The sequence below is a fragment of the Bacillus cereus group sp. BfR-BA-01330 genome, from assembly GCF_022663885.1.
GTDB lineage: Bacteria > Bacillota > Bacilli > Bacillales > Bacillaceae_G > Bacillus_A > Bacillus_A cereus.
The window spans coordinates 1-12,381 of sequence record NZ_JAKUGK010000013.1; the positions used below are offsets into that span (position 1 = coordinate 1).

Below are 12,381 nucleotides of genomic sequence, written 5' to 3' on the forward strand. Positions count from 1 at the left end.
AGCATAGATATCAGTGGAATTTAAAGAAGATGACTCCTGTCGAATACAGAAATCATCTTCTTGATGCCGCCTAACTTTTTTTAAAATGTCCTTTACAAAGGGTACAGATTAGTTCGCGTCCTCTTTTTTATAAATCTTTCACTCGTAATACACGCATTGCATTTAACACTGCAAGTAGTGTCACACCAACATCTGAGAAAACAGCTTCCCACATTGTTGCAATACCAAAGGCACCAAGTAATAAAACGATCCCTTTTACACCTAGAGCAAAGATGATATTTTGCCACACTATACTTCTTGTGCGTTTTGCAATTTTTACAGCTGTCGCAATTTTTGAAGGCTCATCAGTCATAATAACGATGTCTGCCGCTTCAATTGCTGCATCTGACCCTAAACCACCCATCGCAATACCAACGTCTGCACGGGCTAATACTGGTGTATCGTTAATACCGTCACCAACGAAGGCAATTTTTTCTTTTCCGTGCTTCGCTGCATCAATTTTTTCAATCTCTTCTACTTTTTGTTGCGGTAGTAATTCCGCATGAACTTCATCTAAGCCTAATTCTTTACCAACAGCTTCACCAACTGGTTTTGCATCACCAGTTAACATTACTGTCTTTTTAATACCTAGTTCTTTTAACTTTTGAATCGCTTGTTTCGAATCCTCTTTTACCTCATCAGAGATAACAATATAACCTGCATATCTTCCATCTACAGCAACGTGAACTAATGTACCTACTGTTTCTGGTTGCTTAAATTCAATATTTTCTTTTCTCATTAATTTTGCATTACCTGCAAAAATTTCTTTTCCTTGTACTTTTACGACTGTACCGTGACCAGAAATTTCGTTATAATCATCGATTATTTTTTCATCAATTGATTTTCCATATGCCTTTCGAATAGATTGGGCAATTGGATGGTTAGAATATACTTCAGCAAATGCCGCATACTCTAATAACTCTTCACTTGTAGTACCTTCGCTCGGTTCCATTTTTGTAACTTTGAAAACACCTTTTGTTAATGTTCCTGTTTTGTCAAAAACAATATATTTCACATCATTTAAAGCTTCTAAATAGTTACTACCTTTTACTAACACACCACTTTTAGATGCACCACCAATACCTCCAAAGAATCCAAGAGGAATGGATACAACTAACGCACATGGACAAGAGATTACTAAGAACACTAAAGCTCTATAAATCCACTCAGAGAATGTAGCTCCTTCTAAAATAAGTGGTGGAATAAACGCCATGATTGCCGCTGTAATAACTACAACTGGAGTGTAGTAACGTGCAAACTTCGTAATAAAGTTTTCCGTTGGTGCTTTTTTACTGCTTGCATTTTGAACTAAATCTAAAATTTTCGATACAGTTGATTCACCGAATTCTTTTGTAACTTCAATTGTCAACACACCGTTTTGGTTCACAAAGCCACTTAATACATCATTTCCAACTTCAACTTCACGTGGTACAGATTCACCTGTTAATGCTGAAGTATCTACCATTGATGTTCCTTCAATTACTTTTCCGTCTAACGGCACTTTCTCACCTGGCTTAACGATAATATAATCGCCAATTTGTACATCTTCTGGTGATACTTGTTTCGTTTCATTTCCAACCTTTACATTCGCATAATCAGGACGAATATCCATTAATGAAGTAATTGATTTTCGAGAGCGGTTTACCGCAATGCTTTGGAATAGTTCTCCTACTTGATAAAATAGCATTACTGCTACAGCTTCTGAGTATTGTTGAATTGCAAAAGCTCCTACAGTTGCAATTGCCATTAAGAAGTTTTCATCAAATACTTGGCCACGAGTTATGTTTCTTACCGCTCTCCAAACGATATCTCCACCTATTAATAAATAAGCAAGGACGAATAACGGAATTGTTACCATTTGTGGTAAGCCCGCTAATGCAGCAATTGCTGTCAAAATTCCGCCGACCACTAATCTCCCTACCATCTTTTTCACATTTGCTTCACCATGATCATGACTATGCCCGTGGTCATGACCGTTCTTCTCTTCACGAACAACTTTCACGTCTGGCTCTAACTTTTGAACGACATTTGTTATATTTGCTACAGTCGCTTCTAGTTCTCTTTTATTCGCAACTTCTACTCGTAGTTTCTTCGATACGAAATCAACAGTTGCTTCTGAGACAGCTGGCATTTCCTTAACTTTATTTTCAATTTTCATTGCACAGTTCGCGCAATCTAAACCTTCTAATATAAATACTTCTTTAGCAATTTTATTTTTTTGTTCTTCTTGCACTTTAATATGCGGTTCTAATTTTGTAACGAGTTGTTTTGCTTCCATAACAACTTCGTTTTCTTTATTTTGTGCCGTTTCTAAAATCATTGTCTTTGTTGCAAAGTTTACAGAGCAAGAATTTACTCCTTCTATATTCCCAACACCTTTTTCAATTTTCATTGCACAATTCGCACAATCTAAACCTTCTAACATCAGTTTCTTTTTCACTAACGCTTCAGCCATCGTTCTCCCTCCTCGCGTTCTTTTTATTCTTCTTCGTTTACGTGTTCAAACGCTTGCTCGAAGATATGAATTACGTGCTGGTCAGCTAACGAATAATAAACAACCTTTCCTTCTTTACGATTCTTCACAAGTTTCGCTTGCTTTAACACACGAAGCTGATGCGAAATAGATGATTGTGTCATTCCTAATAAATAAGCTAAATCACAAACGCACATTTCAGCTTCAAATAGCGCATGTAATATTCTCGTACGTGTACGGTCACCTAATACTTTAAATAGTTCTGCTACTTTACTTAAACTTTCATCAGTTGGAATTGTTTGTTTTACTTGCTCTACAACTTCTTCATGAATTATCGTTTGAGAACATGTCTCTTGTGGTGTTTCTACTTTATTTCCAGCCATTATAGCTCACCTCTTTAATTGAACATATGAACAATCATTCATATATCTTATACTCTTATTATATGAGCGCCTACTCATATGTGTCAATGAAATCTGATTTTTTTTTATGAACTTTCCGTTCACATTTTAATAAGTCATATACATATTTTTCGCATCCTCTATATTCTCATACAAAAAAGGATGCACAATTCGCACACCCCTTTTTACTTACTTTTCATTTTCACCGCATCCACAATTAAAGAAACAAATCCTAACTGATTATCCCGATTTCTATGGTCAAAACGTTTCGAACGATAAATAAATCCATCTTTCTCATTCCAATCATTATAGTGAAACTTACCATTCTCATCACAGTATTCTAAGAGCCTCACTTGAAAACCTGCTGATTCAAATATGGACGTGATTGTTTTATAGTTATGAACAATTTTATGGCTTGCTGCAGGATGATCTAATGGACCAGGTCCACCTACTTGTACCCCTTGCTGATATTCTTCATCTGGAAAAAATGCATCTGGTACTGCACAACGAATATATCCATTATCCATTAAAAACTCATAACAAATTTTTGCAGCTTCAATTCCTTCTTCATATGATAAATGCTCCCATACATGTTCTGCCAAAATTACTGATAAAGAATTAGGTTGAAATTTATCAAGCCAAGTTTCTCTCCGTAATAAATTTAATTCTTCTTCATTCGTATGTAACCAACCAGGGTTATTATTATAACCCTCTGCTCCAACTACAACTTTTGTTTCTTCCATTTTGCTCCCACCCTTTTTTCATATTCCGACATAAAAATTCAACAAAGTAATATATATTCCCTTTATTTCAACAAAAGAAAAAGCCTTGCGCGCTCCCTAGACGCACAAGGCTTACTATACTTATATCCCTTTTAATTAAGCTTTTAATTAGCTTGTTCTAAATTATCCTGCGAACTTCCATCGTCTTTTAAATGACTATGTTTTTTCGAATAAACAAAGTATACAACTACTCCAATTGCTAACCAAGCACCGAAGTACATCCATGTTTTTAATGGTAGATTTACCATTAAGAATAGACAACATGCAATCGAAATAATCGGCAAGATCGGTACAAGTGGTACCATAAATCCACGTTGTAATTTTGGATGTGTTTTACGAAGAATAATAACTGACACACCAACCATCGCAAATGTTAACAACGCTCCAATATTCGCTAAATTCGACAATTCTTTTAAATCGATAAATCCAGCAATTAAAGCACTACCAATTCCTGTTAACCAAACTGTAAATGTTGGCGCTTCTGTCTTTTTATTAATTTTCGCGAAAGATTCTGGCAATAAACCGTCACGGCTCATCGCAAAGAATACACGTGTCGTTGCATAAATGTAAGCAAAAATTACTGCCATAATACCAATTACAGCTCCAATTGCGATTACACCTGCTACTTTATCTTGTCCTACAACTTCTAACACATATGCCATAGCTTCTGGTACATCTAATTCTTTATAAGAAACCATACCCGTCATAACGAGACAAACTACAACATAAATGATTGTACAAATGACTAACGAAGCGATAATACCAATCGGTAGATCACGTTGCGGATTTTTTACCTCTTCAGCAGAAGTTGCTAATGCATCAAATCCTAAGAAAGCAAAGAATACTGCTGCTCCCCCCGCGAAAACTCCACTTAAACCGTACGGTGCAAATGGTATCCAGTTTTCTGGTTTCACGTAGAATACACCAACTGCAATGAATAAAACAACGATACCAATTTTAATTAATACCATTATGTTATTCACGCGTTTACTTTCTTTCGTACCTCTTGATAATAACCAAGTTATAACTAATGTAACGATAACTGCTGGTAAATTCACCATACCACCTTGAGACGGAATCGTTAGCAGTGCTTTTGGAATTTCAAGCCCTAATCCACTCACTAAGTTATGGAAGTAACCAGTCCATCCGCCAGCTACTGCGGCAGTCGTTACAACATATACGGATAGTAATGTCCATCCCATTAAATGAGCTACAAACTCACCAATTGTTGCATATGAGTATGTGTACACACTACCTGAAACAGGAAGTGTAGAAGCCACCTCTGCGTAACATAATGCTGCAAATCCACAAACGATGGCTGCAATCATGAATGAAAAAATAACTGCTGGACCAGCATCTCTTGCTGCTACTAATCCAGTTAATACTAGAACTCCTGTACCAATTATCGCACCAATCCCTAGCATTGTTAGGTCAAATGCCCCTAGCGTTTTCGTCAAAGTTTTACTTTTACTTTCCCCTAACAATTGCGTAACGGATTTCTTTTTAAATAGGTTGGCCACGATGTATGCCCCCTTTTGCCAAGAAGAGCTAAGAGATCTTCACTCTTAGCTCTTATCATGTTGTTTTATATATTGTTCGATTTTGTTTTGTATAATGCTTCTATTAGCAAGATACTGTTTCTGCTTCTAATAATTCTTTAGCACCTTTGTACTCTACACCGTGAGCTTCTGCAACTGCTTCGAATGTTACATAGCCATCTAATGTGTTAATACCTTTTAGTAATGCAGAGTTGCCTAGGCAAGCTTCTTTGTAGCCTTTGTTAGCAATTTGTACTGCATATGGTACTGTTACGTTTGTTAATGCAAGAGTTGATGTACGTGGAACCGCACCTGGCATGTTTGCAACTGCATAATGAACAACGCCGTGTTTTTCGTAAGTTGGGTTATCATGAGTTGTAATACGGTCAGTTGTTTCGAAAATACCACCTTGGTCAATCGCGATATCTACAACAACAGAACCTGGTTCCATTGATTTAATCATTTCTTCTGTTACAAGTTTTGGAGCTTTTGCACCTGGGATTAATACTGCACCGATTACAAGATCAGACTCTTTAACAGCTTCTGCAATATTGTAAGGATTAGACATTAAAGTTTTTACTTGGTTTCCGAAAATGTCATCTAATTGACGAAGACGTTCTGCACTTAAGTCGATGATTGTTACATCCGCACCTAGTCCAACTGCAATTTTAGCAGCATTTGTACCAGCTTGTCCACCACCGATGATTGTTACTTTACCACGTTTAACCCCTGGAACACCTGCAAGTAAGATACCTTTACCGCCTTTGTTTTTCTCAAGGAATTGTGCACCAATTTGTGCAGCCATACGACCAGCTACTTCACTCATAGGTGCAAGTAATGGTAATGAACGGTTTTCTAATTGTACTGTTTCATATGCGATAGAAACAACTTTTTTCTCGATTAAAGCTTTTGTTAATTCTGGCTCTGGAGCTAAGTGTAAGTATGTGAACAAGATTAAGCCTTCACTGAAGTGTTTGTATTCGCTTTCAATTGGTTCCTTAACTTTCATAACCATTTCCATATTCCAAGCTTCTTCAGCTGTATCAACAATTTTTGCTCCCGCTTCAACATACTGAGCATCTGTGAAACCAGACCCTAAACCTGCACCCTTTTGAATGAATACTTCGTGATTGTTACGAATTAAATGTACAACACCTGCTGGTGTCATTGCCACACGGTTTTCGTTGTTTTTAATTTCTGCTGGTACCCCAATACGCATAATGAAATGCCCCCTTATAATTAACAGAAAAAAGAGATTCTTTTTTCTTTTTGTAATAATTAATAACTTATGTCCTTATTCTAGCATAACTTAAAAGTTATGAAAACGCTAACATATCATTTTCCTAAAGTTTTTATATTTAGAATAGTGTAAATATATAAAACATTGATTCTATTAGGGGTTTCGTGTCATTCCATTATCTTTCACTCTATTTTTATTATACTGCTTCAAAATAAACAGCAATCATTTATTATTTGACAATAATTTAACAATGTAAGAAACCTAAGCGATAACGTATACATATACAGTTATTACTTTACTCAATACTTTAGAGATATATTCTTTTCACAAAAAAACAGCTGCTAGCATTTAGCTAGCAGCTGGGTAACTTATAAATAACTTAGAAAATAAATCATCTGTCGTTTCAGTAATTTTATCAAACAGATCACTTTCTTCCGCTTCTTGCTCTTTTAACATCTTAATTGTTTCACGTGCATCTTCAGGGTAATCGGTTATAATACCATCTACGTTTAACTTATAATATGCCTTTAAATTTTCCATATCATTTACTGTCCATACGTAAATTGGTTTGTTTAACTTCCTTGCTTCTTTTACTAATTTCTTATTTAACATATATTCTTCTGCTACGTAAAAGTCAGCCTTCACATTCTTTAAGTTAGCTCTACTTGCATACAGTATATACCCTACTTTTATATCTGGATTTGCACGCTTAAACTCTTTAATAAGTGGATAGTGTAACGTTTGAATTACACATTGCTTCTCAAATTCATTATCTTTAATCGTTTTTAAGACTTTGTTTACAAAATCTTTTTCGCCCCCATGAAGCTTCACTTCTATATTAAGTTTGATTTTGCCATTTGCTAGCTTAATGATTTCATCAAGTGTACTTATTTGTCCTGAAAGTCCATCTTGACTAAGGGTAAGCTGCCTTAACTCCGCCATCGTTAAATCTGACACATGCACATTAGCATTTGCGAGACGTTTCAGCTTCAAATCATGTATAACCGCTAGCTCACCGTCTTTCGTTTGTAATACATCTATTTCAGCGTAGTCTGCTTTTGCATCAATAGCACCTTGCACAGCTTCTTTCGTATTTTCTACGCCTTTTGATATATACCCGCGGTGCGCCATAATAATCGGTTCTTTATACGAATTTGAAATAAACGTTACAATGAAGGCAACGACCATTCCCGCAGTAATAATCCCTACAATGTATACGCCAATGAATTTCCAACGATGTTTTTGGAAGAAACATTTATCTGCTTTCGTTTTCGAATAATCTAATCCTTCTTCTAATAAAACATCCTCAACTGGAACCTTTTGTAAGTATAATCGCGTAATCGCCATAATATAAAATGGCGTCACGATAAAGCTGAATAAATACAATGTACTCGTTAAAAATACAGAAATCGTTGATTCAGCTAATAATGCAAATGTTCCTTTCGGGTTTGTAAATTCATAAACACCCCATAGGCACAATAAATACATTCCCAAAAACATGACATATACAATTCCAATTGAAATAAAAAATCCTACTAAAAAGAATAGTACTTTAAAAAAGCTTTCCTTTACTAAAGTTGCACTTTTACGTGCTGCCACGCGAAATGGTTTTTGCTCTAAAACAACAATAGGTAGAACGAAAATCCATCTAAGATTCAAATACGCGACTACAGCAAAGAACGTGTAATAACCAACTTGTCCCATCGTTGTCTTAAACAGCTCTCCTGTAATAAAGTTAGGAATTTGAATTTGCGGGATTAATGCCGTTTCATATCCCATATTTAAAAGAGGCAACAATACGACAGCATATAAAATAAATCCTGGTAAGCAATATGTGAAAAGAGTAGGTAAATACGTTACCGTTTTATATAAAATCGGACGTAATTTCACCTTCTGTCTTTTATGAGCGAAATACGAAATAATAATAAGCACCGCAAATTCTGTAAAGATAAGAAACAGTGCTAACAATGATAAAATTACGATTGCTAAGATGCCATAAGGCGTCTTTAAAAACGCTAATAATTCATCATTTGTCGCATTTGCATAACCACCAAAATACAATAACTTATTAAAAATGATTCCAAATAGCGGAACAAACACAATCGCTGCTAATAATTTATAAGCAAGTTGAAAAGTTAATACATTCCAAAAGGCAAATTTAACTGTTTGAAAGGAATGTCTCATTACTCCTGGTATAGATAGTTTTTTACGGTGTTGCATATATTCCTCCAAATTCTAAAACGGTATTTGAGATGGATTCCATATTTCCAGTTCTAATCCATCTTTTTAATAATAATATATTCCGCTTAACATGAACACACTTATACATATAATGAAAAAAGTGATGGCTACTTCCCATCACTTTTTCATTTATTCTATTTTTTCTCTAGCCCTTGTCCAAATGCTTTCAAGAAGCTAAAACCGAATGTAATAGCTCTATTGATATCTGGATCTTTTAATACTTTAAAGAAATCCATCACTTTTGTTTTTTTACCACTATTTAATTCATCTGTTGCAAATTGCAATCCTGTAACTAAACTTGACGTAATTTGCTTCGTTATTTCTGGGTCAACTGAAGATAACGCTTCTCCTGCCCCCATCATATTATTTAACGCATTTTTAACGGGTTCACGATTTAATTGCTCCACAGCGATTTTTGAAACATCTTCCTTCGCAGCAAGTAAACTAATTGCCGCATCTAATATACCAGCCTTCTGCAACTGTGCTAAAAGCTGCATCGTTTCTTCTACTGCTTCACGATTATTAGATAGCTCATTTAGAAGTTCATCTGCTACTTGCTGTTTCTGTTCTTCCTCTGTTACAACTTTCTTTTTAATTACAGTAATTTCTTTCGCCACTATCTCCGCCCCCTAGTCCACAAGTGATACGTATTGTTTTCTTTGCCATTTTTGCTGGATTTCAACACCGTTTTGCGGATTACGCTTTTTATCTCTCGGGTTTGAAGATGGTAACGGACGATTCCCTTTTTCACGTAGTACACGCATCTTTACCATCGTTTGTTTGTACGCTGGTGTACACGTATAAAGATCTGTCGCCGTTCCAGTTAAAATATTGATTGCCTCTTCATTTACCGTTGCATGCATCGGTAAATATAGCTCTTTCCCCGTTACACGCTCTGTAACAAGTGCCTGTACTTTAATTTTCCCAAATGGTGATGCTAATTCTACAAGGCCACCATCTTTCACATTGCGCTCTAGGGCAAGTTCAGGCGAGATTTCAACGAACACTTCAGATACTTTAGATAAAATACCAGCCGATTTATTCGTCATATTCCCTTCGTGGAAATGTTCTAACATACGACCATTATTTAAAAGTAAATCATACTCATCTGGCGCTACAACTGGTGGTACCCATTCATCTAATGATAGACGAGCTAGTTTATCCGGGAAGTTAAATCCGTCCACATATAATAGCGGTGTATCGCTACCATCATGGCTACCCCAACATAAACTATTCCATCCTTCTAAACGATCGTATGTTGCCTGAGAATATAAAGGTGCAAGCGATGCAATTTCATCCATGATTTCACTTGGACTTTCATAATTCCAGTCCCCGCCAAGCGCACGAGCTACTTTTTGTAAAATCCACCAGTCTGGCTTTGAATCACCAAGCGGCTTCAATACTTCATATAATCTTTGAATACGGCGCTCTGTATTCGTAAATGTTCCCTCTTTTTCTAAGCTTGGTGCTGCCGGTAAAATAACATCAGCAAAACGAGCTGTTTTCGATAAGAACATATCTTGAACAACAAGGAAATCTAAATTCGCTAAAATATGTTGTACATGGTTGGCATTCGAATCTACTAAAGCCATTTCTTCACCCATAACATACATACCACGCAGTTTTCCTTCATCTGCCGCAAGTAACATTGCAATATTATTTAAGCCTGGTGCTTTCGGAATTGTAGTACCGTATGCTTTTTCAAATTTCGCACGGAGCGCATCATCTGAAACCGCTTGGTAACCTGGAAGCCAGTTTGGTAATGTTGCCATATCACAAGCGCCTTGTACGTTATTATGTCCGCGTAATGGATATGCTCCTGCACCAGGACGACGATAATTACCCGTAACAAGCAATAGATTTGAAATTGCTGCTGAAGTTGTACTTCCTCCAGTATTTTGCGTTACACCCATTCCCCAAAGTACACAAGTACCATCTGCTTCATATACCATACGAGCCATTTCTTTCAGATTTTCTTTCGAAATCCCCGTAATTTCTTCTGTATAATCAAGCGTATACTTTTCTACCATTTTGCTATATTCATCAAAATTCTTCACATTTTCAGCTATGAACTTTTTATCGTGCCAATCTTGATCAATAATATATTTCGTAATACCAGCGAGCCATACATAATCAGTTCCTTGGCGCGGATGAATGAATAAATCCGCACGCTCTGCCATTTCATGTTTACGAAGATCCGCCACAATTAATTTTTGGTCATGTAATTTATGAGCACGTTTTACACGCGTTGCAAGTACAGGATGTCCTTCTGTCGGATTTGCTCCAACGATAATGACAAGGCCTGCTTCCGCAATATCTTTCACTGTTCCAGCGTCCCCGCCCATACCGACAGTTTTAAATAAACCGTCTGTTGCTGGAGATTGACAATAACGGGAACAGTTGTCTACATTATTCGTTCCATATATTTGACGGGCTAGTTTTTGCATAAGATAATTTTCTTCATTCGTTACTTTCGAAGAAGAAATAAACCCAAATGCATCACTTCCATATTCTGATTTAATATGCTGCATATTGGATGCAACAACTTCAAGAGCCTCTTCCCATGAAGCTTCAACAAACATATCCCCTTGGCGAATTAATGGCTTTGTAATACGATCTTCACTGTTTACAAAATCCCATCCAAATTTGCCTTTTACACATGTTGAAATACCGTTAACCGGCGCATCTGAAACAGGCTGCACTTTCAAAATGTGGCGGTCTTTCGTCCATACTTCAAATGAACAACCTACACCACAAAATGTACAAACTGTTTTTGTTTTATTCACTTTCGTCTTACGCATCGCAGCCTCTACTTCTGAAACTGCTAAAATACTACTATATCCCGGCTCTACATCCTTTACAAAATCAATCATCGGATCTAACACATCCGGTTTCAATCCTGTCATGAATCCAGCTTCACCTAACATTGATTTCTCCATCAACGCATTACATGGACATACTGTTACACATTGCCCGCAACTTACACAAGATGAGTCATTTATACTTACACCATTGTCCCATATAACACGTGGACGGTCTAAGCTCCAGTCTATCGATATAGTTTCATTCACTTGTAAGTTTTGACATACTTCTACACACTGTCCACAAGCAATACATTGATTTGGATCATATCGATAAAACGGATGTGACATATCCACTTCACACGCACTTACTTTTGGCTCATACGGATATTTCTGTTCCTCAATTCCCATCATATGTACTGTATTGTGGACTTTACAGTTACCATTATTGTTATCACAAACGGTACAATACAGTAGATGATTCTCTAATATTCGATCCATTGCCTCAGTCTGTGCCTCTTTTGCACGCTGGGACTGTCTTTCGATATGCATACCGTTCTCTAATTTCGTTGAACAAGCACGCAATAACTTTCCATTTACTTCTACAATACACGTATCACAAGTTTGAATTGGATCTACTTCTGGTACATGACAAATTTGAGGATGTTCCAAATTACTCTCGTTAAATAATTGTAGTATCGTCTTTTCACCTGATGCAGAAAATTCTTTACCATCGACGGTTACACGGACTGTCTGTTCTGCCATAGTTTCCCCTCTCCTTACAACCAACTGTACAACACAATCATGAATCCGTTTTCAAAATCGCATTACTGTACATTTTTTTGAAACGCTCTACCCAAATACTT

Annotated in this window: 9 protein-coding genes; 1 reads left to right on the forward strand and 8 read right to left on the reverse strand. The window is 36.5% G+C overall.

Translation table 11 applies throughout. From position 1 onward, the window contains the following. Positions 1-74 (forward strand): IS3 family transposase (locus MR112_RS29010; RefSeq protein ID WP_333563856.1); only part of this gene is annotated, 74 nt, incomplete at its 5' end. Positions 75-127: 53 nt separating this feature from the next. On the opposite strand, the gene MR112_RS26775 is transcribed toward MR112_RS29010, so the two are convergent. The 8 genes from MR112_RS26775 to fdhF form a co-directional block, all read right to left on the reverse strand. Beyond that, a complete protein-coding gene (locus MR112_RS26775; protein ID WP_226368583.1) occupies positions 128-2,494 on the reverse strand; it encodes a heavy metal translocating P-type ATPase in 2,367 nt (788 codons plus the stop codon). A 23-nt stretch (positions 2,495-2,517) separates the two neighbouring features. Continuing rightward, on the reverse strand, positions 2,518-2,895 hold the full coding sequence (locus MR112_RS26780; protein ID WP_000918378.1) for an ArsR/SmtB family transcription factor: 378 nt from the start codon (positions 2,893-2,895) through the stop codon (positions 2,518-2,520). A gap of 203 nt (positions 2,896-3,098) precedes the next feature. After that, the gene (locus MR112_RS26785; protein ID WP_226368584.1) at positions 3,099-3,656 is read right to left on the reverse strand and encodes a class I SAM-dependent methyltransferase; all 558 of its coding nucleotides are present in this window, start codon (positions 3,654-3,656) and stop codon (positions 3,099-3,101) included. A gap of 143 nt (positions 3,657-3,799) precedes the next feature. Beyond that, positions 3,800-5,215: an amino acid permease gene (locus MR112_RS26790; RefSeq protein WP_001284893.1), complete on the reverse strand. Its 1,416-nt coding sequence runs from the start codon at positions 5,213-5,215 to the stop codon at positions 3,800-3,802. A 103-nt stretch (positions 5,216-5,318) separates the two neighbouring features. Then, the gene (gene ald, locus MR112_RS26795; RefSeq protein WP_001219742.1) at positions 5,319-6,452 is read right to left on the reverse strand and encodes an alanine dehydrogenase; all 1,134 of its coding nucleotides are present in this window, start codon (positions 6,450-6,452) and stop codon (positions 5,319-5,321) included. 369 nt (positions 6,453-6,821) lie between these two features. After that, complete coding sequence (locus MR112_RS26800) at positions 6,822-8,693, reverse strand: glycerophosphodiester phosphodiesterase (protein WP_001164716.1); 1,872 nt, start codon at positions 8,691-8,693, stop codon at positions 6,822-6,824. Positions 8,694-8,848: 155 nt separating this feature from the next. Further along, positions 8,849-9,331 (reverse strand): helical membrane plugin domain-containing protein, encoded by a 483-nt coding sequence (locus MR112_RS26805; RefSeq protein WP_001040540.1) that lies wholly within the window; start codon positions 9,329-9,331, stop codon positions 8,849-8,851. Positions 9,332-9,343: 12 nt separating this feature from the next. Further along, positions 9,344-12,280, reverse strand: a complete 2,937-nt coding sequence (fdhF, locus tag MR112_RS26810; protein WP_017657303.1) for a formate dehydrogenase subunit alpha — start codon at positions 12,278-12,280, stop codon at positions 9,344-9,346. Between the last annotated feature and the right edge of the window lie 101 nt (positions 12,281-12,381).